General features: G+C 34.0%; 24 protein-coding genes. 8 read left to right on the forward strand and 16 right to left on the reverse strand.

Annotated elements, in window-relative coordinates:
* Positions 1–60 precede the first annotated feature (60 nt).
* The 5 genes from FLB_RS14325 (at position 61) to FLB_RS03995 (ending at position 3,948) form a co-directional block, all read left to right on the forward strand.
* Positions 61–384, forward strand: coding sequence for a hypothetical protein (locus FLB_RS14325; RefSeq protein WP_197488936.1), 324 nt, complete (start codon positions 61–63; stop codon positions 382–384).
* A complete protein-coding gene (locus FLB_RS14540) occupies positions 324–569 on the forward strand; it encodes a hypothetical protein (RefSeq protein ID WP_410503411.1) in 246 nt (81 codons plus the stop codon). The genes FLB_RS14325 and FLB_RS14540 overlap by 61 nt, the downstream gene beginning before the upstream one ends.
* Positions 570–953: 384 nt before the next feature.
* The gene (locus tag FLB_RS03985) at positions 954–2,570 is read left to right on the forward strand and encodes a S8 family serine peptidase (protein ID WP_064714657.1); all 1,617 of its coding nucleotides are present in this window, start codon (positions 954–956) and stop codon (positions 2,568–2,570) included.
* Positions 2,571–2,580: 10 nt separating this feature from the next.
* Positions 2,581–3,525 carry an NAD(P)H-dependent flavin oxidoreductase gene (locus FLB_RS03990; RefSeq protein ID WP_064714875.1) on the forward strand — a complete coding sequence of 315 codons (945 nt, stop codon included), beginning with the start codon at positions 2,581–2,583 and terminating at the stop codon, positions 3,523–3,525.
* A gap of 21 nt (positions 3,526–3,546) precedes the next feature.
* Positions 3,547–3,948, forward strand: coding sequence for a hypothetical protein (locus tag FLB_RS03995; RefSeq protein ID WP_064714658.1), 402 nt, complete (start codon positions 3,547–3,549; stop codon positions 3,946–3,948).
* Positions 3,949–4,106: 158 nt separating this feature from the next.
* On the opposite strand, the gene FLB_RS04000 is transcribed toward FLB_RS03995, so the two are convergent.
* The 6 genes from FLB_RS04000 to FLB_RS04025 form a co-directional block, all read right to left on the reverse strand.
* Entirely contained in the window at positions 4,107–6,062 is a 1,956-nt protein-coding gene (locus tag FLB_RS04000) for a DUF349 domain-containing protein (RefSeq protein ID WP_064714659.1), read from the reverse strand.
* Between the two features lie 143 nt (positions 6,063–6,205).
* Positions 6,206–6,961: a hypothetical protein gene (locus FLB_RS04005; protein WP_064714660.1), complete on the reverse strand. Its 756-nt coding sequence runs from the start codon at positions 6,959–6,961 to the stop codon at positions 6,206–6,208.
* Positions 6,962–7,105: 144 nt separating this feature from the next.
* Positions 7,106–7,855, reverse strand: coding sequence for a shikimate dehydrogenase family protein (locus FLB_RS04010; protein ID WP_064714876.1), 750 nt, complete (start codon positions 7,853–7,855; stop codon positions 7,106–7,108).
* Positions 7,856–7,857: 2 nt separating this feature from the next.
* A complete protein-coding gene (locus FLB_RS04015; protein WP_064714661.1) occupies positions 7,858–9,252 on the reverse strand; it encodes a tetratricopeptide repeat protein in 1,395 nt (464 codons plus the stop codon).
* Between the two features lie 140 nt (positions 9,253–9,392).
* Positions 9,393–10,586 (reverse strand): aspartate aminotransferase family protein, encoded by a 1,194-nt coding sequence (locus FLB_RS04020; RefSeq protein WP_064714662.1) that lies wholly within the window; start codon positions 10,584–10,586, stop codon positions 9,393–9,395.
* Positions 10,587–10,661: 75 nt separating this feature from the next.
* On the reverse strand, positions 10,662–12,305 hold the full coding sequence (locus FLB_RS04025; protein ID WP_064714663.1) for an OstA-like protein: 1,644 nt from the start codon (positions 12,303–12,305) through the stop codon (positions 10,662–10,664).
* Positions 12,306–12,588: 283 nt separating this feature from the next.
* Here FLB_RS04025 and FLB_RS04030 point away from each other — a divergent pair, with 283 nt between their 5' ends.
* Positions 12,589–14,460, forward strand: coding sequence for an alpha-amylase family protein (locus tag FLB_RS04030; protein WP_064714664.1), 1,872 nt, complete (start codon positions 12,589–12,591; stop codon positions 14,458–14,460).
* A gap of 99 nt (positions 14,461–14,559) precedes the next feature.
* On the opposite strand, the gene FLB_RS04035 is transcribed toward FLB_RS04030, so the two are convergent.
* The 7 genes from FLB_RS04035 to rsfS all read right to left on the reverse strand — a co-directional run bounded on the left by FLB_RS04035 (position 14,560) and on the right by rsfS (position 20,176).
* Positions 14,560–15,342: a superoxide dismutase gene (locus FLB_RS04035; protein ID WP_064714665.1), complete on the reverse strand. Its 783-nt coding sequence runs from the start codon at positions 15,340–15,342 to the stop codon at positions 14,560–14,562.
* Positions 15,343–15,348: 6 nt separating this feature from the next.
* A complete protein-coding gene (locus tag FLB_RS04040; RefSeq protein WP_064714666.1) occupies positions 15,349–15,615 on the reverse strand; it encodes an acyl-CoA-binding protein in 267 nt (88 codons plus the stop codon).
* A complete protein-coding gene (locus FLB_RS04045; protein ID WP_064714667.1) occupies positions 15,615–16,268 on the reverse strand; it encodes a phosphatidylserine decarboxylase family protein in 654 nt (217 codons plus the stop codon). The genes FLB_RS04040 and FLB_RS04045 overlap by 1 nt, the downstream gene beginning before the upstream one ends.
* Complete coding sequence (locus tag FLB_RS04050; protein WP_064714668.1) at positions 16,258–17,148, reverse strand: phosphatidate cytidylyltransferase; 891 nt, start codon at positions 17,146–17,148, stop codon at positions 16,258–16,260. Before FLB_RS04050 ends, FLB_RS04045 begins: the two co-directional genes overlap by 11 nt.
* Position 17,149: 1 nt before the next feature.
* Positions 17,150–17,746 (reverse strand): hypothetical protein, encoded by a 597-nt coding sequence (locus tag FLB_RS04055; protein ID WP_064714669.1) that lies wholly within the window; start codon positions 17,744–17,746, stop codon positions 17,150–17,152.
* A gap of 116 nt (positions 17,747–17,862) precedes the next feature.
* Positions 17,863–19,788 (reverse strand): ATP-dependent zinc metalloprotease FtsH, encoded by a 1,926-nt coding sequence (ftsH, locus tag FLB_RS04060; protein WP_064714670.1) that lies wholly within the window; start codon positions 19,786–19,788, stop codon positions 17,863–17,865.
* A gap of 16 nt (positions 19,789–19,804) precedes the next feature.
* Positions 19,805–20,176: a ribosome silencing factor gene (gene rsfS / locus FLB_RS04065; RefSeq protein ID WP_064714671.1), complete on the reverse strand. Its 372-nt coding sequence runs from the start codon at positions 20,174–20,176 to the stop codon at positions 19,805–19,807.
* 95 nt (positions 20,177–20,271) lie between these two features.
* On the opposite strand from rsfS, the gene FLB_RS04070 reads away from it, so the two are divergent.
* Positions 20,272–21,000: a biotin--[acetyl-CoA-carboxylase] ligase gene (locus FLB_RS04070; protein WP_064714672.1), complete on the forward strand. Its 729-nt coding sequence runs from the start codon at positions 20,272–20,274 to the stop codon at positions 20,998–21,000.
* Between the two features lie 55 nt (positions 21,001–21,055).
* Here the strand turns inward: FLB_RS04070 and FLB_RS04075 are convergent, their stop codons facing one another.
* Together FLB_RS04075 and pyrE are read right to left on the reverse strand one after the other, a co-directional pair.
* Entirely contained in the window at positions 21,056–21,448 is a 393-nt protein-coding gene (locus FLB_RS04075; protein ID WP_064714673.1) for an SRPBCC family protein, read from the reverse strand.
* Positions 21,449–21,468: 20 nt separating this feature from the next.
* Complete coding sequence (pyrE, locus tag FLB_RS04080; RefSeq protein ID WP_064714674.1) at positions 21,469–22,116, reverse strand: orotate phosphoribosyltransferase; 648 nt, start codon at positions 22,114–22,116, stop codon at positions 21,469–21,471.
* A gap of 7 nt (positions 22,117–22,123) precedes the next feature.
* On the opposite strand from pyrE, the gene FLB_RS04085 reads away from it, so the two are divergent.
* Positions 22,124–22,726: an NUDIX hydrolase gene (locus tag FLB_RS04085; RefSeq protein WP_064714675.1), complete on the forward strand. Its 603-nt coding sequence runs from the start codon at positions 22,124–22,126 to the stop codon at positions 22,724–22,726.
* Positions 22,727–22,740: 14 nt separating this feature from the next.
* Here FLB_RS04085 and FLB_RS04090 read toward each other — a convergent pair whose 3' ends face one another.
* Complete coding sequence (locus tag FLB_RS04090; RefSeq protein WP_064714676.1) at positions 22,741–24,468, reverse strand: M14 family metallopeptidase; 1,728 nt, start codon at positions 24,466–24,468, stop codon at positions 22,741–22,743.
* Positions 24,469–24,553: the final 85 nt, after the last annotated feature.

Genomic DNA, 24,553 nt, shown 5'->3' on the forward strand with positions numbered 1-24,553 from the left:
GTTTTGTGCATTAGATTTTAGGTTTTTTTTAATTTGAGGTACTCATCCAAAAATAAAAATATGATTAGCATTCAAAACACCACTATTGACGACTTAGGTTTTGTTTATCACCTTTTTGAGGAAGCAATACACTATCAAAAAAAAGAAGGTTTCCCTGTTTGGGATGGGTATGATAAAAATGTATTGAAAGCTGATATTAAAGAAAATCTTCAATATAAAATTGTTGAAATAATACAATTGTATGCATTTTTAGTATTTGCTTTTATGATCCTATTATTTGGAGAGAAAAAGAGAAAGAGGACGCGATTTATTTGCATAGAGTTGTGGTTAATCCAAAATGTAAAGGACAGAAACAATTTGGTAAAGTGCTTTCTTGGGCAATAGAATTGGCAAAATGTAAAAACTTAAGATACATTAGGTTGGATACTTGGGGAGATAATCAAAGTATTTTGGATTATTATATGAGCTACGGTTTTAAGTTTGTCGAGAATTATACAACACCTTCTACATTAAACTTGCCAATTCAACATAGAAATCTATATTTAGCATTACTTGAATATCCTATTTAAAAGAAATAGTAGTTAAATAGTAACTCATTAAGTAAGTTTGTTTCAATTGCTTTTTGGAACATACTTTTATTATTTATTTGCTTATTTGCAATTACACAATAGGTTGAAATTCAAAAAATGTACTTATAGTTCGCCCAAATCAATCTTCTAATTGAAAGGTATTTTGGTTGTTTTATTTTTTAATTCTTTCTGAAAAGGAGTTAGACTCCCATAGCCCCGATGGGAGGGAATGTTCTTTTTGTATACCTGACCAACTTTGTAGACGGAGAGGTATAAAAAAAGACAGGAAGGACAGCGGAATCAAACGTGATGAAATCCCAAATTTTGTGCTCCTAAAAAATCTTAATATTTTAATTCATAATGATTTTTTGAGTACATTTCGACATGAAAAAAATAGCTTTTTTATTTTTCTTATTCCAATCATTTTTGGTCTTTTCACAACAAGATGCTTGGGTGTATTTTGGTGATAAAACCAATATCCAGAATTATTTGGATAATCCTCAATTGATGCTCTCACAGCGCGCTATTGATAGAAGAACGCGACAAAAAATCGCTTTAGATAGTAAGGATGTTCCCATTCCAGCTTCTTATAAAAAATCGGTAAAAGAATCTGCTGGAATTACAGTAATGGGGCAATCAAAATGGTTGAATGCGTTGCATGTTCGCGGTACTCAAGCGGACATTAATTACCTTAAAAATTTAACTTTTGTTGCTAAAATCAGCTTTGCAGATAAGACCTTAAATGCGAGTGGAAAAAATGCTACTATATCAAAAAATCAGCAGGTTCAAAAAAAATACAACACCGCAATCAATTATAATTATGGCACTTCAGCCAATCAAATTCAGATGTTGAATGGACATTTATTGCATCAACAAAATTACACGGGTAGCGGTAAAATTATAGCGGTTTTAGATGCTGGATTTCCTGGGGTGGACACTCAACTGGCCTTTAAAAAGTTGAGAGATAATAATCAGATTTTGGGTGGTTATAACTATGTAAACAGAAGTGCAAATTACTATACTGGTGACAATCATGGTACGTTGGTGGTTTCGACTATGGGTGGGAATCAAGACCAAGCCTTGGTAGGAACGGCTCCTGATGCGTCTTATTATCTTTTTGTTACCGAAAACGATGCTTCTGAAAATCCTATAGAGGAAACTTTATGGGTAGAGGCCGCAGAGAAAGCAGATAGTTTGGGAGTGGATATCATTAATAGTTCGTTGGGCTACTTTGATTTTGATAACCCCAAGTACAACTATACGTACGCTGACATGAATGGAGCTACTGCGTTTATAAGTAGAGGAGCTGAAATTGCTTTTAGTAGAGGCATGATTGTGGTGGCTTCTGCAGGAAATTCAGGAAACACATCCAATCCCAATATAGCTGCTCCGGCAGATGCGGTTTCTGTGCTTGCGGTAGGTGCTGTTAATGCATCGAAAACTAGAGCCGTTTTTAGTTCAATTGGTCCCTCGTTTGATGGTAGGGTAAAGCCAGAAGTGATGGCGCAAGGTCAAGCTGCTGTAGTGTCGAATGAATTAGGGAACATTGGAACAGCCAACGGAACCTCGTTTTCGAGTCCAATTCTAGCAGGAATGGTGGCGTGCTTATGGCAAGCTCTCCCAGATAAAACAAATAAGGAAATTAGAAATTTAATTATTCAATCTTCGGATAAATATTTGACTCCAACGCCACAACTAGGCTATGGAATTCCCGATTTTAGTGCGGCAGTAAATAAAGGACTTCTAGCCACAATAGATACTGAAGATGCTTCATTTTCTTTGTATCCCAATCCTGTCAAAGGAACGGTTTATGTGACTTTACCTTCAACAGTAGACGAGGCGCAACTTACTATTTATTCGCTTTTGGGACAAAAAATAATGGAAGTTCCTTTTTCAAAAACAACTACTTTTTTTTCTGTAGAAACCTTATGGAATGGAATGTACTTATACACAATTCAAGGAAATAATTTTTCTGTTCAAGGAAAAATCATTAAATATTAATTTACATTCAATGAATTCAATTATAAAGCTTTTTGGCATACAATATCCAATTATTCAAGGAGGAATGATTTGGAACAGTGGCTATAAATTGGCTAGTGCCGTGAGTAATGCGGGAGGATTAGGCATCATTGGCGCGGGTTCTATGTATCCTGAGGTGCTTAGAGAACACATACAAAAATGCAAGAAAGCAACAAACCAACCTTTTGGTGTCAATGTTCCGATGTTGTATCCGAATGTGGAAGAAATTATGAATATCATAGTAGAGGAAGGCGTTAAAATCGTTTTTACTTCAGCTGGAAATCCCAAAACTTGGACCGCTTTTTTGAAAGAAAAAGAAATAACTGTAGTACACGTGGTTAGTAGCTCGATTTTTGCATTAAAAGCACAAGAAGCCGGAGTACATGCTGTTGTTGCCGAAGGTTTTGAAGCGGGCGGACACAATGGTCGAGAGGAAACTACGACATTGACTTTGATTCCGATGGTGAAGCAAAAGATAAACATTCCGTTGATTGCTGCGGGCGGAATTGCCACAGGAAGAGGAATGCTTGCAGCCATGGCTTTGGGTGCCGATGGTGTTCAGGTGGGAAGTCGTTTTGCGGCTTCGGTAGAATCATCAGCTCACGATAAATTCAAGGAAGTAATCGTCAATGTAAAAGAAGGAGATACCCAACTTACGCTAAAAGAATTAGCGCCTGTGCGCTTGGTGAAAAATAAGTTTTATAATGACGTTCAGGAATTGTATGCAAAATGCGCGACCAAAGAAGAGTTAGTTGCTTTGCTTGGTAGAGCCCGAGCCAAACGCGGGATGTTTGAAGGTGATTTGGTCGAAGGGGAATTAGAAATTGGTCAAATTGCAGGATTAATCACCGAGATTCAACCTGTAAAAGAAATTATTGATACTATGATTGCCGAGTTTCAGCAAGCCCAAATTGAAATGGGACAGTTCCAATTTTAACCCCAATTCAAAACACGTCCCATGTCAAAACCTACTATTTTATTTTTGTCTTTTGCACTGTTTTTCTGTTTTCAGTTGTCGAACGCACAGGCCTACAAGTTTCAAACTTCGGGCTACAGTGTTTTGGAAAAAAATGAAAAAGGGAAATGGGGCGAATGGTCTGAATTAGATTTAATCAATATCTCAATTACCTTAGATATTACTAAACATAGAATTGTGGTGTATACTCCACTACTTCAAATGTATAGTATTCTTTCCTATGGTAAAATAGACGAAAACAAAACAGATATTATTTACTCTTTTGAATGCAAGGACGAAAATGGTGATGCTTGTACTTTGATGATCATTACTCGTAAACAACAAGGCAACCGCAAGCAGTTGTATATTAATTATGAGAATAGGATTTATTTGTATAATTTATAGACGGACAAGTTGTAAATCTGTACATAAAAAGATAAACTATTTTGATGAAAAAAATACACTAATCCTGATGATTAATGAGGCGTTAGGAGGAAGAGAGGTGAAACATTTTAATCATAAAAAAAAATCCTCAACCATGTGGTTGAGGATTTAAGTAATTATTATTCTAAATTTAAATTACGAAGTTGTTGTAATTTTTCTTTCCATACTTCAAGACTTTCCTTGTGAATGGCGATATTCTTTCTTACTTCAAGTACTATTGAATTTTCTTTCTTAGCATTTTTGGTATTAGTAAAAAATTGAATGTTGTTTTCTAATTGAAAGATTTCGTTTTGAACTTCTTCAATTTTACGCATCAAGAATATCTTTTCATTGTCTAGTTTTCGGATATCATTACTCTCTGATAAATTTTCCATACGGTTGGAAAAACGCATCATATCGGTTTCTTTTTTGCTAAGGCTCAACTTGTCGAACAAGGCATCTAAGATCTTATTGAATTTGCCTTCGATATGCCTTCTTGGGAATGGAACTTTGCCAAAGTTTTTCCAAGTCTCAATGTGTTTTTTAATGGCCTCTAAATCCGTTTTGTGGTCTCCAATAAGTTGAAATTCTTTTATAGTTTCTAGATACGCCTTTTTGTTCTCGAAAGCGGCTATTTCCTCACTGTTTTCTTCATTACGTTGCTCCTTTAACTTTGCAAAATAATGGTTACAAGCTTCTTTGAATTCATTCCAAATTTTATCAGAATACTTTTTAGGAACGTGACCAATTTGTTTCCATTCTTCCTGAATTTGCTTCATTATTGGAGTAGTAGTAGCAAAATCTTCACTCTCTTGTAATTCTTTTGCTTTGGCAACTAAAGCTATTTTTTTGTTTAAATTCTCCGTTTGGTCTTTTTTGATATCTTTATAGAAAGAATTTTTAAAGCTATTGAAATTTCTTACCGCAGTTTTAAAAGCTGCCCAAGTTGCTTCATTTACATCAGAAGGTACTTTTCCAGCTGTAAAAAAGGCATTTCTAAGGACTTCAACTTTTTCGATTTGTGTGAGCCATTGCGCATGAGCATTAACTTTTTCAGTAGCTAATTGTTCTATTTTTGCTATAATTTCTTTTTTGGTTGCTAAGTTTTCTAGCTCAGAACCTCTTTGTTTTTCGAACAATTTTTCGCGCTTATCATGCATTTGTTTAGTTAATTCGCTAAACTTATTCCAGATTTCATCACGATGTTCTTTGGAAACAGGTCCAATGTCTTCTTTCCATATTTTATGTAAATCTTGTAATTCACGAAACGCTTTGTTAACGTCTTCTTCAAGAACTAATGCTTCAACTCGAGCAATTATTTTGAGTTTTAAATCTAAGTTGTGTTTGAAATCAATATCTCTTGCTTCACGATCTAAATGCAAATAATCATAAAAATTCTCTACATGAAAATGATAATTGTTCCAAACGTGATTGTATTTGTCTTTAGGAATTGGGCCTGCATTTTTCCAACGCTCTCTCAAGTCGTTAAAATGTTTCAGCGTATCCTTGATATTGGCTTGTGGGTCAATTAAATTTCTTAATTCTTCAACTATAGCTAATCTCGCTTCTAGATTGCTTTTTAGACTGGTCTGAAGACTTTTAAAATGATTGTTTTTATTGTCTTTATAGAGGGTGTAATATTGATCGAACTTGTTTTTTAAGGGAAAATGATATTCAAAAGTTTCGTTAGGATCAGTATTTTCAGCCTGAAATTCTTCTTTTTTCTCTTCTAAAAGATGATGATATTTGGCTAAGAACGCTTTTTTTATCTCCTCAACATGCTCTTTGATAGACATTACTTTTTCATTAGTGACTAATTTTTGTAGTTCGTTCACTAATGTTTCCATATCCAATGCTTCATAATCAAGCAATGGAATGTCGTGACGCTCTTTTAGCGTTTCATCTTCGCTTTCTTCGGCATTGGTACTAGCTATGGCATCTAAAATTGTTTGATTCGCAGTAGTTGAGTCATTTGAACTTGATGCAGGAATTACGTCACTATTCGGTTGACTCTCAATAGTATTTTGATTATCAACAGCTTCTGATAATTGTTTTCCATCTGCATCGGGCAGGTTATCGTGTTTTTCTTCTAACATTTTATAAAATGTTTAAGGTTAATTTTAAAGAATGCGAAAGGTACTAAAGGATTGGCTAATTGCAAAATTTTTCCTTAGTTTATGCAGATATTATACTGTATTTAAAAGAACTTCTTTTTGTTAGAAATTAAGTTTGGGCAATTTTAGTATAAAATGACTACTCCAAATTCAATTCCGTAATTGTACGCTTTTTGATTTCCAAAGGCTAGACTTGGATGGATGTAGAATAAAGAATCGGGTGTTAGTTTTCTGCCGAATTCTACAAATGTACTATTTTGGAATCCTTGTCTAGTCTCGTTATAACGAAAAGCTACGTTAGAACTGATCCAGTTTTTGGCAAAGGAATAAGTTAAAGTGCTCTCGAAGACAGTTGTTCGAATATCGGCTCTATTTTTAGAACCAGCAAAGCTATATTGATACTCTAAGTCAGAAATCAATAACATTTTTTTGTTTGCGCCGATGTAAATTCCATAAAAAATAGCTGGTGAAATTATCCATTTTCCCAAACCAAACTTTGGATTATTAGCAGAATTTGAAGTTACTCTGATTCTACTAGCAATACCTGATTTATTTGTTAGATAAGGAATAAATGATGTTCCAATGCTGATGTCACCTAGCCCTGTTTTATTAATCGTATTTGAGTTAGTTGAGATTAAAGGAGCGTCAAAACGAATTGTCCAGGCGCGATTACCGATGGGTTTTAATACCCTAAGGTTGGTGGTGTTATATGTACCGTTTTTTGTGTCTAAGTATTCGTTAAATAAAACAAGGCTTTCTTTAAAATAATTAAATCTTGCTTCAGAAAAAGGATTTTGTTCACTTCGAATCGTTTTCTTGACTTGAGCAATAAGTACTACAGTCGGTAGTGTAAATGATAATAGGAACAACAGCTTTCTCATAAAGATTGAATTTATGTGAAGCTAATTTAGTAAAATGAATTGATTGTTAAGTCTTTGTGTTTTATTTTTTGATTGATTAGTTTTTGAAAACAAAAAAAACCAAACGGGTCATTTGATGTTTTTAAAGTATAAAGAAATATTTTGTTATTTATTCCAAACTCGCCAAGCTTTCTCAGCTTGTAGAATGAGCATATCTAGACCATTTTTGGTTTGTGCTCCACGTTTTTTGGCTTTCTTTAGAAAAACAGTTTCTGCAGGATTGTAAATCAAATCATAAGCAATGTGTTTTTCTGTAAAGAATTCATAAGGAATGTCTGGGAAATTATCGGTATTCGGGCTAGTTCCTAGTGGAGTTGAATTGATAATTATGGTATGGTTTTCAAAAACAGTTGCATTGAGTAAATCGTAGCGAATAGTTTTTTCTTTGTTTTCTCTTGAAACAAAGGTGTACAAAATCCCTAATTCTTCCAACGCAAAAGCAACTCCTTTTGCAGCGCCACCAGTGCCTAAAATCAAGGCTTTTGTGTGATGGGGCTGCAATAGCGGTTCTAATGATTTTTTGAATCCGTAATAGTCGGTATTGTATCCTTTTAGGTTTCCTTTTTTGGTAAATTTAATAGTGTTTACAGCACCAATTGCAGTTGCTTTTTTTGAAAGTTTATCCAAAAACGGAAGTATTGCTTCTTTGTAAGGAATGGTAACATTCAACCCTCTTAAATCAGGATTGTTTTTGACTAATTCTGTAAAATAATTAATGTCTTCAATGTCAAAGTTTTCGTAGGTATAGCCTTCAAATACGGGATCTTTGAACTTTTCTGTAAAATGACCTTTAGAAAACGAATAGCTAATATTGCGTCCGAGTAATCCAAAACGCATCTTCAGAGAATCAATCATTGTTATTTTTTGTGTTTTGCAATATAGTTTTGAACCATTTTTTGATTCCAAACTACTGGGAATAAATCTTCTATTAAAATATAGTTGTCAAAATTAAGTCGTAACGCATTGCTTAAATGAAATTTTCCTTTGGTATCGTCTTGGATCATTAGATATAATCCAGATAGACGATATTCAATTTCGTTTTCCTCTGGAAAAAATTCTGCCGCTTGTAATAAAGTTTGTATCGCGGTTTCAAATTCACCTAAAAATTGTAAAATATCTACCCAAAACAACCAAGTGTCTAATTGATAATCGCCAAATTCAACTGCTTTACGGTATCCAAATTCGGCTTCCTCAAAGAAGTTCATTTGTTTATTAATGGTAGCATAACGTTTCCAGTACAAACGATTTTGATTGTCAATTGCCAAAGCTTTGTTTACAAAAAACAATGCTTTTTGGTAGTTTTTTTGACGCATGTAAAAATCCGTGATGGCTATCCAACCTTTATCCAATAAAGGATCTTCATGAACGGTTTGGTTAAAGAACTTTAGAGCCAATGCTTTATTTCCTAGTTTTTCATGGCATTTTCCAATGCGAAGTAAGGCATAAGAAGTTGCATCATCTAATTCGATAGTCCTAGTGTAGCTTACGATTGCTTCTTCATATTTTTTTAAGCGTTCTAAAGCTTTTGCTTTTTCCATAAAAGCGCCCAAAAATTCTTCGTCGATTAGTGTGGCGTAATCAAAGGCACGAATGGCGTTTTCGTATTCTTTTACGCTGTAATGCAAGCGTCCTAGCTGATGCCATGCAATTTCGCTATACGGATTTCTATCGATGTATTTGATGAGATAAGCAATTGCTTCTTGATTTTGATCTAAAAATTCAAAACAATACACTACGTTATACAAAGCAGATTGATCTTCGATATCTTCTTCTAAACATTGGATGAAACTTTGTTTGGCTAATTCTAAATTGTCCATAAACAAATATTCCATGCCTATTAGATTATAGACATCTGCATAATCATCAGTGTATTTTAAGGCAATTTGGAGTTGTTCAACTGCTTTTTCATGTTGGTCTCTTTTGGACCAAATATTAGCTTTTTGAATGAAAATCTCTTCGTTTGTAGGCTCAATGGCATACAATTCGTTTAGCATTTTTTCGGCCAAGTCTAGTTTGTCATCGTAAACTAACATTTCTACTTGAACGAGTTTAAGTCCAGTAGATTTTGGATGTTGATCTAGTGCAAGTTTTAAGGCTTTTTTAGCTAAGTTGGCTTTTCCAATGTCTAGGTAATGAAGAATAATTTCTTCAAATTCTTCGGAGTCAAAAAAGAACACTTTGTTGGTTTTCAACATCGACTCAAATTTGGATAGCGATAAGCTATAGTCTTCTTCTTCGTTGCTTAATTGCATACTTAAATTATTTTGAGTTTGCCTAATTTAAAATTAGGTAACCTTAGTGTTAGTGTGAGGTTTTTTTGAAATTGTTGTGAACAATTTAATTAACAAGCTTGATTTCGAAATTTAGTCGTGTTATAGTATCCAATAGGAAACTATAAGCTTTTATTCAATGCTACTTCATTCATTACCTCAAGAATGATGGCGCAACCTTCTCTAATTTCCTCATCTGAAATAGTTAGCGGAGGTGTTATTCGTATAGCACAGCCTTCAAAAAGCAACCAGAATAAAATTAATCCTCTATCTTGACACTTTAAAATTACTTCGTTGGTAATTTCCGCATGTTCTGTCATAGCCGCAAGCATTAATCCTTTACCTCTGATTTCTTTTATCAAAGGATGTACCAAAAGACTTCTAAATAGTTTTTCTTTCTCTAAAGTAGCTGTCATGAGATTTGTCTCGGTAATTTCCTGCAAGGTGGCCAAACTAGCTGCCGCAATGACAGGATGACCTCCAAAGGTGGTGATGTGACCTAGTTTTGGATCATGACTCAATAAATCCATCATTTCTGGTGCGGCTGTAAAAGCACCAACAGGCATTCCGCCGCCCATGCCTTTTCCCATAACTACTATATCAGGGACTACGTCATAGTTTTGAAAGCCAAATAACTTACCAGTTCTACCAAATCCGGGCTGAATTTCGTCAACTATCATCATAGCTCCCACATCAGTACAACGTTGTCTTACTTTTTTTAGAAAATCATTTTCTGGTTGAATAAAACCTGCTCCACCTTGAATGGTTTCGAGGATTATACCGGCAGTTTTTGTAGTTATTTTTTCTAAATCGGCTTCGTTGTTGAAGGTGATAAAATCCACATCGGGAATTAAAGGACGAAATACTTGCTTGCGCTCTTCAAATCCCATAACACTCATGGATCCCATAGTGTTTCCGTGATAGGCATTGTGACAGGAAATTAATTGACTTCTACCAGTGGTTCTTCTTGCTAATTTTAAGGCACCTTCAATAGCTTCTGTTCCAGAATTGACTAGGTAGGTTTTCTTTAACGGTTCTGGTAAATGTTCCGCCAATAATTTGCAAAAAGCCACAGAAGGACTTTGAGCATATTCGCCGTAAACCATTACGTGCGAATATTTATCTAATTGATTTTTGATAGCATCATTGACACGCTTGTTTTGATGGCCCAATGTGCAAGCTGAGACGCCAGCTACAAAATCTAAATATTTCTTATTATTTGTGTCGTAAATGTAGGAACCAATGGCATGCGAAACTTCCATTCCTAATGGGTAAGGTGAAGTCTGTGCTTGGTATTTGATAAAATCTGTATTCATTTTGAATGCTCAGTTTAAATAAAATGTTAGATTCATTTCATTATGGATGTTTTGAATACTTAAAATTAACTTCAGCTATTTTTTGGTCTTTGCTGCAGGTTTCTTCTTGTCGTAATTCAATGTTTCTTTTCGGGGTTTAATGGGCACACCTGCTCGATCATTTGCTACCTTAGTTTGTTTGGCAATTTTTTCGTTGTCTAAGTTTTCTTCGGGAGGAAAAATGTCGTCTTTGGATTTGATTCTTTCGTCTCCTCGCCAAACGAGTCCTTTTAATTTCCGAGCATTTTCGGGAAGATCTTTCTCTGGAAAAATATCGCCATCTACTTCTTTGAAGAAAGTAATGGTTTCAATGGTGTTTTTATCAAAAACAATATTGATTTTACTACTCTTGTTTTTGTTGATTCCAATAAGCTCATTATCGTCATTTCGCATGTAGTAAATGACTTCTGTATTTTTGATGATGTCAACATCGTGGAGTTTTCCTTCTTTGAATTTTCCGAATAAATTCTGACCCTTTACTTGATTAAAACCGGTGCCCAAGGTGTCCTTCGAGACGATAAACGTGTTATTGAGGACTTTTAAGGAGTCTAATTTTTGGGTTTTAGAATCTCCAATTAAATGCATGATGTCACCTGTAATTTGATTCTCTGCATTCCACAAAATCGGATTACCAATTAGTTTTGTCAACGCTGTTTTGGTGCTAGAATGGATAGAATCGCATTTACCGCTCATGTCTGTTTTGTAAAATCGAACGTTATTAAAAGCTCTAATGATTCGGTTACCTTCTTTTCCAGTGATCATTAATTTTTTACCATGAATATAGACGGAATCGTTTTCTACAAAGTTTACCGCTAGGGCTCGCTTGGTAACGAACATCGAATCTTGTTTTTTATAAACTTCAGCATAATGGCCTTTTACAATCCCTCTGTTAATGGAATCGGTTATTTTTACATTTCGCGTTGCGGATGCAAATTCTTTATTTCGGTCATAATATAGGCTGTCCCCCCTGATTAATCGGTCGTCATATTTGATATAGGATTTATTCAAAAAATGAGCTAAATTTTTCTTGGTGTCATAAAATCCTTTTTCTGTGTAAATATAGTTGGCTTTGCTGGTTATAGTCGATGGACCTAGTAAATAGGAATGTCCCGAGTTACTATAATAATCCAAATGGTTGGATTTGATAACATAAGTTGGGTTAGTAATTGTAACTGCTGTCAAGAATTGAAACTTCTTTTGTGTTACATAATACCTTCCAGATTTACTTTTGAGTGTATTTTCTTTGTTGACAATGGTTCCATTGGTATTATAAAATACTTCTTGTGTATTGCGATCAAAGTTAATGGTATCGGTAGCCAAAGTTGCATCAGGGGAACTCATAACGGCATTTCCCGTGGCAAACGCTTTTTTTACGTTTCCGCTATATTCCGCATATTTACTATTTAAGAAAAGTGTGTCTCCTTGAACCAACTGCACATTTCCAAAGGCTTTAATATAATTTTCTTTTTCAAAGTAGTAGGCTTTGTTGCAAGTCATGACTACACCATCGTGAATCATTCGAACATTTCCTGTAAGCAATGCAGCATCAGGAGCTTCGATTTGATTGACATTAAAAAAATCGGAATGTTCTACAACAATTTTCTTTGGAGCCTGAGCCAATAAGTGAGGAGTAATGCTAATTATCAAACAAAAACGGATAATATATATTAGTTTCTTCAATGGGAAAAATTTTTGTCAAATTTATAAAAAACCAATGGAGTATAGGTTTATTATGATTTATTTGTATCTGTTAAAATTACTGTTAAAATATGGCTAACAATAAATTTAAAATTACTAACAATTTTGTATACTCTCACGTTGTAGTAGTATTAAAATAAAGGGGGTGATTGCTAAGGTTGTATTAAAATGGCATATTTTTAGGGCTTTTTTTGTAAATTTAGAAAATCGAACAGTTATTTCTTCATTTTTCATAATTATGAGGAAATAATAAAATTTATCTACTATGTTTAAAAAAATAGCCTTAATTTTCTTTGCAGGTGCATTAGTGCTTGCCGTAGGATGCAAAACAAAAGATGTAAAAATGAATTCAGAAAAGAAAGCAACCCCCACAGAACACAAAAAAGTGGTCTATCAAGTATTTACTCGTTTATTTGGGAATACTAATGCAAACAATAAGCCTTGGGGGACAATTGAAGAAAATGGAGTAGGTAAATTCAATGATTTTACCGACAAAGCTTTACATGAAATTAAAGATTTAGGGGTGACTCATATTTGGTACACAGGAGTACCACATCATGCTTTGGTTCGGGACTATACTGCTTATGGAATTTCAAATGACGATCCAGATGTAATAAAAGGTAGAGCGGGTTCGCCTTATGCAGTAAAGGATTATTATAATGTAAACCCAGATTTGGCAGTCAATCCTGCCAATAGATTAGCCGAGTTTGAAGCATTGATCGCAAGAACGCACAAAGCAGGAATGAAGGTAATTATTGATATTGTTCCTAACCATATTGCACGTAAATATGAAGGCAAAACCAATCCAAAAGGCGTTAAAGATTTTGGTGCCGATGACGATATTAGCGTAGAATACAAAAGGGATAACAATTTTTATTACATCCCTAATACACGTTTTGAAGTTCCAGATGCTCCGAAACCACTCAACGGGGAAAATCACCCCTTGGCAGATGGAAAATTTGATGAATTTCCAGCAAAATGGACCGGAAACGGATCAAGAATGGCCAAACCAGATAAAAATGATTGGTACGAAACCGTAAAAGTAAATTACGGTATTCGACCTGATGGAGGAAAAGATTTCCCTGAACTTCCAGCTGGTTTCGATAAAAAAGATTATAAAGAACATTTTGCTTTTTGGGCAGATAAAAATGTACCAAATTCTTGGGTAAAATTTAAAGATATTGCCTTGTATTGGGTTGCCAAAGGTGTAGATGGCTTTCGTTATGACATGGCCGAAATGGTGCCTTATGAATTTTGGAGCTATATGAACTCGGCTATTAAAATGGCTAATCCAGATTCTTTTTTAATGGCTGAAGTTTACAATCCAAAAGAATACAGAAATTATATTCATTTGGGTAAAATGGACTATTTGTACGACAAAGTTGAAACTTACGATAAATTAAAAGACGTAATTCAAGGTAGATCTTGGCCTGATGAAATTTCGGGAATTCAATATAATATGATGGATATCGAACATCATATGCTTCATTTTTTGGACAATCACGATGAACAACGTATTGCTAGTCCAGAATTTGCTGGTAGTGGAGAAAGAGGAAAACCTTTAATGGTGGTTTCGACAACTTTAAGTTCTTCGCCTACTATGATTTATTTTGGTCAAGAAGTAGGAGAGCCAGGTAAAGAAGATGCTGGTTTTGGAACGCATTCTAGAACATCTATTTTTGATTATATAGGAGTGCCCCATCATCAACGTTGGATGAATAATGGTAAATTTGATGGAGGTCAATTGTCTTCAAGTGAAAAAGAATTGCGTGATTTTTATAAACGTCTTTTGAATTTTTCATTAAAAAGTTCAGCTTTGATGGGAGGGTATCAAGAAATTCAAGGCGCTAACAGAAATATAGTGCAAGGATATGATAAAGATTTATACACTTTTGCACGTTGGTCAAAAGAGGAGCAATTAATTGTAGTTGCCAACTTTTCTTCGACTATAGCCAGTAATTATGAAATGAGAGTTCCAGCAGATTTACTTGAAAAATGGAATGTAAAAGACGGTACGTATACTCTTGTAGACCAATTGTATGGTAAATACAAAACAGAATTAAAAGTGACCAATGGAGAAGGTAGGGCTTCAATAGCTATCGCTCCGTCAGAATCTTTCATATTAAAATTGCAATAAAAAGTTAGTTTTGTTTCATAAAAAATGCTCCGTAATAGGAGCATTTTTTATGGAATTTAATTTGTAAACTCAAGTAGATTCGTAAACTATCGATTTAATTTATTTTTTCTTAAAGGTTGCCAGATAATTTTCATTGACTTTATTCCAATCAATCACATTAAAAAAGGCGTCTATATAGTTTTTTCTTTTGTATTGATAGTCAATATAGTAAGAGTGTTCCCAAATATCTAAAGCTAAAATAGGTTTCCCGGGATAACCAACTATAGGAACTAAAGGCATCAATGGGTTGTCTTGATTTTGAGTACTAGTAATTTGGAGTTTTCCTTCACGATCTACTACTAACCAAACCCAGCCAGAACCAAAAAACTTAGAAGCAGTGTTTTTAAATTGAGTTGTGAAATTCTCAAAAGACCCAAAATCTTTAGTAATGGCTCCTGCCAAGGTGTCTTTTGGTATTCCACCGCCTTTTGGCCCCATAGTTTTCCAAAAAAGACTGTGATTGTAATAGCCACCAGCATTGTTTCGTAGTTCAGGATTACTAATGTCTAGTTTGGTAAGTACTTCTTCAATAGGTAAATTTTCCAAAGGAGTACCTTTTATGGCTTTGTTTAAATTATTGGTATAGGTTAAATAATGTTTAGAATAATGCAGTTCAAGCGCTAATGCAGAAATTGAAGGCGATAATGCATCGTATTTATAGGATAGAGGTTCTACCTGAAAAGAACCATCATCTGCCTTTACATCTTCTGGGTTACCAATGGTTATTTTTTGTTCTGCAGCCGGAAGAGGGACTTCTACGACCTCTACAAGTTCTTTTTTATTGCAGCTTGATAACAATATAAGGGATAAAAAAAGAGTTGCTAAAAAAAAATATTTTCTCATGATTCTCTATTCTTTTAATAAATCGTTTACAGTTTCTACATATAAAATTTTGGCTTCTTCTTGAGTTAAATGACTGATCTGAATCCAAGCATTGGTTTTAAAAGCATTTCTTAAGTCAAAGGTATCGTTTCTATTGTAATTGGAGGTTCCAAAAGTGGCTTGTTTGTAATAGGCATACAAACGCAACATTACATCTGGAGGCAATGGTTTAGTCATATTAGAAGCTTTTTCAAAAGCATCTTGGAAAAGAATGTCTAACGCTTCGTTGGTCATTATGCTTTTGTTGCAATAACAGTTTTTCCACCTACTGCTTTTTGATTTAATGCTACATTTATAGGAGTTCCCACAGGTAAAAATAAATCTACCCTTGAGCCAAATTTTATAAAACCTGCATCTGTGCCTTGTACGACCTGCATTCCTTCTTGAGCATAATTAACAATTCTTCTGGCTAATGCACCCGCAATTTGACGGTATAAAACAGCTCCAAAGGTTGAATTTTCAACAACTACTGTAGTTCTTTCGTTTTCTTCGCTAGCTTTTGGATGCCACGCCACAAGAAACTTTCCTGGGTGATATTTACTAAATTTTACAATTCCACTTAAGCCGTATCTAGTGACATGTACATTGATTGGTGACATGAAAATAGAAATTTGTAGCCTTTTATCTTTAAAATATTCTCCTTCGTAAACTTCCTCAATTACTACCACTTTTCCATCGACAGGTGCTAAAATTTGGTTTTCATTCAAAATCACGGTACGTTTAGGATTTCTGAAAAATTGTAAAATGATAAGTAAAAAAACTAGAGTAGCAATTTGAATGGTCATTTCGATCCATTTTGTTTCAATAAAATAATCAGACAATAACAAAACTACTGCTGTGAAAGTAGTTCCTAATAAAATGCTTGGGGTTCCTTCTTTATGAAACATAATTTAAAATTTGGTAAAATAAAAATATAATTGGTGCTACAAATATAACACTATCTAGTCGATCTAGTATGCCTCCATGGCCAGGCATAATACTTCCACTGTCTTTAACTTCTGCAATTCGCTTGAATTTGGATTCAATTAAATCTCCGATAGTGCCCATCACCCCTACGATTAATGCAATAAGCATCCAAATCAATATTGATTTCTGACTGAATTCAGGCTTTGGTTCTATGTATAATTTGGAAATCAAAAAACCAGCAAATACCGCAAAAATGACGCCGCCAAGAAAACCTTCAATGGTTTTTTTGGGGGAAATTCTTTCGAATAATTTGTGTTTTCCCATTGATTTTCCAATAATAAATGCAAAGGTATCATTAGTCCAAATCAAAATAAATAAGCCAATAATGATTTTAGGGTTGTAATTAGTAACACCAAAAGAGATTTTGGTTATAAAAATAAATGGCAATGTTACGTAACCCAAGAGGTACAAGTATTTTGACGAGGTACTTATCTTTTGAATAGAATCATAGAATAAAAACAAGATGCATTTTATTGAAACTACAAGTGTTACAGCTAATAAAATCAAATCCAATTGATGTATATTGAGGTTCAGGTCTAATTGAGTTTGTAATGTTCTATTCAGGAATTTGGTAGTTTCAATATTGTAATGGCTCAATAAAGTAACAGAAATGTAAAAAATCGAACTGAGTAAAATAGGTGCAATTGAATTTATTTGTACTAATGAACAAAATTCATAAACTGCGATAATCAAAAAAATACCAAATAGTATAAAAAAACTTTCCGTAGAATATAATATTGAAGCTAGTAGTAAAACGATGTATACTGCTCCAGATATGGATCTTTTAAGCGTTTCATTCATTTTATAGATCCTCTAGTAGTATAAGATATAAGTTTTTTGCAGCACTTCCATACTGGGTAAAATCTTCTTCTTGGGCTTTTTCGAAATATTTTATGGTAGTGATGTTGCTGGGATATTCTCTTTTGTATTTGTTTTTAATGGCACTAAGTATTTCACTTTTACTAGGGATGATTTGACTTGGATATGCAATTATTACCATGTTTACTGGTAATTCATTGGGTTTTTTTTGTTTAATTTGGTTCGAAGAAAAGGAAATAGAACCTTCGTCAGAAACTAAATTTTCGCAGGTTGCCAATAAAAAATTTGGGTTTTGAGGATTATCAAATAGAATGTTGTTTTCTTTTAATAAAGGAAATAAAGTCGGTTCGTAACAAATTGCTTCGCCTTCAAACCAATCATTTTCCTCCAATATGTTTTCAAATTGTTCTTTTACTTCCGACATTGAATCACAATAAAGAAATTTACCTCCGTTTCTCTTAAAATTAAAGATAAATTGCTCATCAATAGGGATGTTTTGCTCAAAAGAGAGTTTCTGGCTCTCTTTTTCGTCATCTGAATTTGTATGGCCAGAACTAAAAAATTTTCTGAAAAGACTCATATTGGGTTACTATTCTTAATAATCTATTGGAAATTGGTCAAAGATAAAAAAATCTTAATTCAAAAGCGGGTTTTGAATTAAGATTTTAAAAAATATGTATTTAAGATTTTAATTATTTAAGAAACAGTTTCTTCTAGATTTTGGTCAAAAGAACGCTTCCCAAATATTGTTTCCAAATCATCTTTGAAAATGACTTCCTTTTCAATCAGGATGTCAGCTAATTGGTTGAGTTTGTCTTTGTTTTCCTCTAATATTTTGATAGCTCGTTGGTATTGTCCTTCAATTAACTCAGAGATTTCAGTGTCAATAATTTTAGCGGTATCATCTGAATATGGTTTTGAAAATCCGTATTCATTTTGACCTGTAGAATCGTAATAAGTTACGTTACCTATCTTATCGTTCAATCCATAAATAGTTACCATTGCTCTGGCTTGACGAGTTACTTTTTCTAAATCACTCAAAGCCCCTGTAGAGATTCTGTCGAAAGTTACTTTCTCTGCAGCTCTACCTCCCATAGTTGCACACATTTCGTCTAACATTTGATCTGTTCTCACGATTTGCCTTTCTTCTGGTAAATACCAAGCAGCTCCTAAGCTTTGTCCACGAGGAACAATGGTTACTTTAATAAGTGGAGCAGCATGTTCTAGCATCCAGCTAACTGTTGCATGACCCGCTTCATGTATGGCAATTGCTCTTTTTTCATCAGGAGTGATGATTTTATTTTTCTTTTCTAAACCACCAATGATTCTGTCTACAGCATCTAAAAAGTCTTGGCGATCTACAGCAGTTTTATTGTTACGTGCCGCAATAAGTGCCGCTTCATTACAAACATTAGCGATATCTGCTCCAGAAAAACCAGGAGTTTGCTTAGCTAAGAAGTCTAAATCTAATCCTTCTACCTTTTTAATTGGAGCTAAGTGAACCGCAAAAATTTCTGCTCTTTCGCGAATATCTGGAAGGTCAACAAAGATTTGTCTATCAAAACGTCCTGCACGCATTAAAGCTTTATCTAAAACGTCTGCACGGTTAGTTGCTGCCAAAACAATTACATTTGAGTTGGTGCCAAAACCATCCATTTCTGTTAAAAGTTGGTTCAATGTGTTTTCACGTTCGTCGTTTCCGCCCGACATGTTGCTTTTTCCTCTAGCTCTACCCACTGCATCAATTTCATCAATGAATATAATGGCAGGTGATTTTTCTTTGGCTTGTTTGAATAAATCACGTACACGTGAAGCACCCACACCTACAAACATTTCTACAAAATCAGAACCTGATAAGGAGAAGAAAGGTACTTGAGCTTCACCAGCTACAGCTTTAGCTAAAAGGGTTTTTCCAGTTCCAGGAGGTCCAACTAGTAAAGCTCCTTTCGGAATTTTACCTCCTAGATTAGTGTATTTTTCGGGGTTTTTTAGGAATTCAACAATTTCTTGAATTTCTTCTTTTGCTCCTTCAAGACCAGCAACATCTTTAAAAGTGGTTTTGATATCTGTTTTTTCGTCAAATAATTTAGCTTTAGATTTTCCTATATTGAAAATCTGTCCCCCGCCACCAGCTCCGCCACCGGACATTTTTCGCATGATGAAAATCCATACGGCAATGATGATGATTATAGGTAATAAGCTGATTAAAATATCAGACCAATTGTTTTTTTGTAAAAAGTTAAAATCTTTTAATTTTCCTTCTTTAACCGCTTTTTCTAATTTGGTTTGAAAAATTTGGTCGTTACCAATTTCTAAGGTGTAATGTGGACCTTTGTTAGGTCTGTCAAATACATCTTTCGCTACTTTTTGATGTGTTGCTTCTTTCAAAGCAGCTGGAGTAAGGAATACCTCGGCTTCTGATTTGTTGTAGACAATTACTTTTTCAATCTGTCCTTTTTCTAAATAATCATTAAATTTAGAGGATGTTAACTGTGATGCTTCTTGTAGGCTTGAACCTCCAGTTGCAAAGTTTATTAATAAAAAAATGATAAGTATCGCTGCGTAAATTAACCAAGGACTTATTTTAAATTTATTGGAATTTGGATTATTCTCTTTAGCCATTAGAAGTTAAGTTTCTTTAGTATTTGTTTTCGATAGTTGTAATTTTGGCATCACCCCAAAGACTTTCAATGTTGTAATACTCGCGGATATGCTTTTGAAAAACGTGAACCACAATATTCACATAGTCCATCAATACCCATTCTGCATTGTCAGTACCTTCAACATGCCAAGGTTTATCTTTAAGTTCTTTAGATACCGTTTTTTGAATAGAGTTCACAATCGCATTTACTTGTGTGTTAGAAGTACCATTGCAAATTATGAAATAATCACACACGGCAGTGTCAATTTCTCTTAAATCAAGAATATCAATATCATTTCCTTTTACCTCTTCGATTCCTTTGATGATGTTTGCTAACAAAACGTCATTATTAATAGTCTTTTTCGCCATGAATTATTTGTATATAAGTTTGTAAAGTTACCATTTTTTGTGATTATTTTTGAACCTTAACATAATATTAAATTATGTTTTTAAAAAAATAGTACATGAAGTTAATCAAACTCGATGCCATAGATTCTACAAACGATTTTCTTAAAGGGATTTCGTCACTTCCTGAAACCGTTAATTTTACAGTCGTTACAGCTGAATTACAAACTAAAGGGAAGGGACAAATGGGACATAAATGGGAGTCCGAAGTTGGTAAAAATCTCATAATGAGTGTTTTGGTAAAGGATTTTTTTCAAGATGTAAGTCGGTTGTTTCATTTAAACATAGCTTTTGCATTAGCAGTAATTGAGGCTTTAGAAAGTTACAATGTGCCAGAATTAAGTATAAAATGGCCTAACGACATAATGTCATATTCTAAAAAAATTGGTGGCATTTTGATTGAAAACAGTATTAAGAGCGATGGTAGTATAGAGTCAATTATTGGTTTGGGATTAAATGTAAATCAAACTAATTTTGAAGATTTACCAAAAGCCTCATCATTAGCTGTGATTTGTGGGGTGGAGTTTGACCGAGAATTGATTTTGCGGTTACTAGTAAAATATTTAAAGCAAAATATTGAAGAATGGCAGGAAAAAGAGCAGCATTTTTGGAAGGATTATAAGCTAAGGTTGTTTAAGAAGGACATACCAATGCCTTTTGCAGATGAAAATGGAGTGCATTTTATGGGTATTATACAGGGAGTTTCTGCATTTGGGAAGCTTCAAGTGCTTTTGGAAGATGACAGCTTTAAAGAGTTTGATATCAAAGAAATTCAAATGTTGTATTAAAATAGGAAAGGGCAAAAAAAAAATTTTGCCCTTTCCTGAATCATTTAATATGTAACTATAACTTAGTCATATTTGTTGCTAATGTTTCGATAAATTTTCCAATAGGTCCTTTAATCATCATGGCCATCATCGGATTGAATTCGCCTTCGAAATCCAATTTAACTTCACTTGAAGCTTCAGAAACTGCATCAATTGCTGCAGTAAGCGTAAAAGGCAATTTGTCGCTTGCTGCTCCAAGAACCACCTTGTTAGGTGCTACTTTTTCTTTCATTTTTAGTTTGATTTCAGGCATTCCTTTCAAACCAAAAATAAAAGCATCTTCACCAATCACTTCAAATTTTGCAATGTTATCAGGCATTAATTTTTCAAAGTTTCTGACATCTGTCAATAAATCAAATAATTCTTGTGCAGATTTTGATACAGTAACTTTAGGGCTTTCTAAATTCATTTTTTATCTATTAAATTGTATTATTCTGGAACTCCCCAAGTTGAAGGAGAGGCATTCCATTCTCTTAAGGTGCTTTCTTCTTTTTCTGTAATGTATTGTTTTGCAACCGCCAAATTGAGTAAATTTTGGTAATTACTCAAGGTGTATAAATCTAAATTGGCATTTTTGAAATTTTCTTCGGCTACATCAAAACCATAAGTAAAGATAGCAGCCATTCCTTTTACAATGGCACCAGCTTCTTTTAGTGCTTCAAAGGCTTGCAAGCTACTTCCGCCAGTACTAATTAAGTCTTCAACAATCACTACATTTTGCCCTTTTTGTAAAAAACCTTCAATCTGGTTTTGTCTGCCATGTTTCTTGGGTTCAGGTCTAACATATACAAAAGGAAGTCCCATGCTTTCTGCCACCAGCATTCCAATACCAATGGCTCCGGTGGCTACACCAGCAATAACATCTGGTTTTCCAAATTGCTTTTCAATATGTTTAGAAAATTCGTCTCTGACATAATTTCTTATCACTGGAAATGAAAGGATTAGACGGTTGTCGCAATAAATAGGAGATTTCCAGCCAGAAGCCCACGTAAAAGGATTTCCGGGATTCAATTTAATTGCATTTATTTGCAAAAGCAATTCGGCTGTTTTTTCGGCAGTATCTTTATTAAAAATCATAATACAAATGTATAAAGTTTTTGTGAACGACAAACCACTTTTTTTGACAAATCAAATCTCTAAAGAGACCGATTTTGAGTTGTTTCTTTTGGAGAGTATTGATGTAGAGCGAATTATTGTTAAAATATTTCAAAATAAAATTCAAAAAGCATATTTATATCATCCTGATGAAAGGGAGATAATGAAGACATTAAAAGCTAAAATTCCAGTTTGTAAAGCTGGGGGGGGACTAGTCTACAATAAAAAAGGAGAGGTTTTATTTATTTTTAGAAATGGAAAGTGGGATTTGCCTAAAGGTGGAATTGAAAAAGGTGAAGAAATTGAAGTTACTGCGATGCGTGAGGTAGAGGAAGAAACGGGAGTGAATAAACTTTCTATCACCAGAAAAATGCAAAAAACCTATCATGTTTTTAAACGAAATGGTAAATACAAACTCAAAATCACCCATTGGTTTGAGATGCAGTCTAAGTTTGAGGGAACTCCACAAGGTCAGCTTGAAGAAGGTATAGAAAAAGTAGCGTGGCTGAATCCTGAACAAATTAAAGAGGCCTTAAAAAACTCTTATGAAAATATCAAGTTGTTATTTGAAGAAGAAAAGCTCCTACAATAGGAGCTTTTTTTTTGTTATAAAATACGATATATAGGGTAGTTTAGGTGTGCTTTTTCATAGTAAACGGAATGTTTATAAATCCAGTCCAATTGTGCTTCGGGATTTTTATTGAAGGCTGTGTCTTTTGCTTTTAAGGTTTCAAATTCAGTCTTTAAATTAGGGTTGTCATTTAATAATTGAGCCGCAGTATCTTCGAAAACATAATCAGAGTAGCCTTCTTTTTGTTGTAATATTGTATCAAAGAAATTCCAATTGAAGAAGGAATCAACGCCTTCTGGCTCGAGTGTTTCTAAAAGGTATTTTACCCCTTTTTGCTGAGTCGAAATTAAAAAATCTCCTTTTCTGAACAGTACTTTTTCTATCGAAGGCTTAACGGTTGTATTACGATGTAAATAATGTCCTTCGTAGGCATTGGATGTGGTTTTATAATCTGCAATACGATACCGTTCAACGTTTATTAGGGTGTCGTTTTTGATGGGTTTCATGCTGATTCCATTGTGTTTTAGCAAATCTATTACTGGCCAAAAACCTTGTTGAATAACATAGTATTTAGGAATTTCTATTTCTTTTACTGCTTTATATTCTTTGATAAAAGGAACTTCTTTTTTGTAAGGTTTTGATCGGTCATAAAACAAACGATTTCCTGTGGTCGCGTCACTTTTTTTGTAACTAGCTTCAAAGCCTAAAAAAGGGATGGTTGTTTTTTTGGTAGTATCCAATTCCCATTTTATTGTGTATTTTTTGTTGGGTGAATATTGCTCTTCATTTTGTATACGAAGCGTTTTTATTTTTTGATGATTGGTATCCGTGAAATCTATGGCAGAGCGCATGTACTCATACGTAACTTTCACTCTATCGGCATACTTTTTTAACATGTGTGTTTCCACAACAAACCCGATGGTATTGAATAATGAAGTGTAGCCTGTGGTATAACGTGGGCTTTCAAAAAACTGACCAAAACCTTTGTCAGGCGTATCAGAAAAAGTATTAACATAAGGTGTACTTTCTATTTTCTTTTTTTGTAGATCATTCACGATAGAAGGCATCATTTCTACATTTAAATAATTCCCCAAAACAGTTCCTAATTTGTTGTGTTGGGTCATGATGTAGGTTAATTTATACTGATAATCCGAGCCATTACTCACGTGATTGTCGATAAAAACATCAGGATTTGTTAAATGGAAAATTTCAACAAAACTTTTGGTGTTTTTGGTATCTGATTTTATAAAATCGCGATTCAAATCGTAATTTCTGGCATTGCCTCTAAAGCCATATTCTTCTGGGCCATTTTGATTGGCTCTTGAACTCGTATTTCGATTCAAGGCACCACCAATGTTATATATTGGAATGCACACTAAAACGGTGTTTTTGGGTGCTTTTAGTTTACCTAAAGCCAAGTCACGATACAATTGCATACTGGCATCAATGCCGTCGGGTTCACCTGCATGAATACCATTATTTATTAGTAATACCGCCTTATTGTTATTAATTTTTTTAAAATCAAACTCTTTTTCAGGATTGAAGATGACAATATGTAACGGCTTACCACTATCGGTCAAGCCCATTTCTTGAATTTTGATGGTAGGGAAATCATTGGCTAATAGTTGGTAATATCGAATAGTTTCTTCGTATGTAGCCGATTGGTTTCCATTTCCTTTTTCAAAAAAAGTATCGTATTGGTTGTTTTTTTGAGCTATAATAGAAAGTGAAAAGAATAGAAGAAGTGTAGAAATGAATTTCATGTAGTTGTGTTTTTGAGGAAAATTCAAATATACTTATTTTTCTTATATTTTGATTATTCATAAGATGCTAAACCCTGAAAATAGG

The sequence above is a fragment of the Flavobacterium succinicans genome, assembly GCF_001662485.1.
Classification (GTDB): Bacteria; Bacteroidota; Bacteroidia; order Flavobacteriales; family Flavobacteriaceae; genus Flavobacterium; species Flavobacterium succinicans_A.

What these genes read in the sequence shown, in the direction of transcription:
- FLB_RS14325 (WP_197488936.1), top strand. Translation starts at nt 61, where the DNA reads ATGATTAGCATTCAAAACACCACTATTGACGACTTAGGTTTTGTTTAT.
- FLB_RS03985 (WP_064714657.1), top strand. Translation starts at nt 954, where the DNA reads ATGAAAAAAATAGCTTTTTTATTTTTCTTATTCCAATCATTTTTGGTC.
- FLB_RS03990 (WP_064714875.1), top strand. Translation starts at nt 2,581, where the DNA reads ATGAATTCAATTATAAAGCTTTTTGGCATACAATATCCAATTATTCAA.
- FLB_RS03995 (WP_064714658.1), top strand. Translation starts at nt 3,547, where the DNA reads ATGTCAAAACCTACTATTTTATTTTTGTCTTTTGCACTGTTTTTCTGT.
- FLB_RS04000 (WP_064714659.1), bottom strand. Translation starts at nt 6,062, where the DNA reads ATGTTAGAAGAAAAACACGATAACCTGCCCGATGCAGATGGAAAACAA.
- FLB_RS04005 (WP_064714660.1), bottom strand. Translation starts at nt 6,961, where the DNA reads ATGAGAAAGCTGTTGTTCCTATTATCATTTACACTACCGACTGTAGTA.
- FLB_RS04010 (WP_064714876.1), bottom strand. Translation starts at nt 7,855, where the DNA reads ATGATTGATTCTCTGAAGATGCGTTTTGGATTACTCGGACGCAATATT.
- FLB_RS04015 (WP_064714661.1), bottom strand. Translation starts at nt 9,252, where the DNA reads ATGCAATTAAGCAACGAAGAAGAAGACTATAGCTTATCGCTATCCAAA.
- FLB_RS04020 (WP_064714662.1), bottom strand. Translation starts at nt 10,586, where the DNA reads ATGAATACAGATTTTATCAAATACCAAGCACAGACTTCACCTTACCCA.
- FLB_RS04030 (WP_064714664.1), top strand. Translation starts at nt 12,589, where the DNA reads ATGTTTAAAAAAATAGCCTTAATTTTCTTTGCAGGTGCATTAGTGCTT.
- FLB_RS04035 (WP_064714665.1), bottom strand. Translation starts at nt 15,342, where the DNA reads ATGAGAAAATATTTTTTTTTAGCAACTCTTTTTTTATCCCTTATATTG.
- FLB_RS04040 (WP_064714666.1), bottom strand. Translation starts at nt 15,615, where the DNA reads ATGACCAACGAAGCGTTAGACATTCTTTTCCAAGATGCTTTTGAAAAA.
- FLB_RS04045 (WP_064714667.1), bottom strand. Translation starts at nt 16,268, where the DNA reads ATGTTTCATAAAGAAGGAACCCCAAGCATTTTATTAGGAACTACTTTC.
- FLB_RS04050 (WP_064714668.1), bottom strand. Translation starts at nt 17,148, where the DNA reads ATGAATGAAACGCTTAAAAGATCCATATCTGGAGCAGTATACATCGTT.
- FLB_RS04055 (WP_064714669.1), bottom strand. Translation starts at nt 17,746, where the DNA reads ATGAGTCTTTTCAGAAAATTTTTTAGTTCTGGCCATACAAATTCAGAT.
- ftsH (WP_064714670.1), bottom strand. Translation starts at nt 19,788, where the DNA reads ATGGCTAAAGAGAATAATCCAAATTCCAATAAATTTAAAATAAGTCCT.
- rsfS (WP_064714671.1), bottom strand. Translation starts at nt 20,176, where the DNA reads ATGGCGAAAAAGACTATTAATAATGACGTTTTGTTAGCAAACATCATC.
- FLB_RS04070 (WP_064714672.1), top strand. Translation starts at nt 20,272, where the DNA reads ATGAAGTTAATCAAACTCGATGCCATAGATTCTACAAACGATTTTCTT.
- FLB_RS04075 (WP_064714673.1), bottom strand. Translation starts at nt 21,448, where the DNA reads ATGAATTTAGAAAGCCCTAAAGTTACTGTATCAAAATCTGCACAAGAA.
- pyrE (WP_064714674.1), bottom strand. Translation starts at nt 22,116, where the DNA reads ATGATTTTTAATAAAGATACTGCCGAAAAAACAGCCGAATTGCTTTTG.
- FLB_RS04085 (WP_064714675.1), top strand. Translation starts at nt 22,124, where the DNA reads ATGTATAAAGTTTTTGTGAACGACAAACCACTTTTTTTGACAAATCAA.
- FLB_RS04090 (WP_064714676.1), bottom strand. Translation starts at nt 24,468, where the DNA reads ATGAAATTCATTTCTACACTTCTTCTATTCTTTTCACTTTCTATTATA.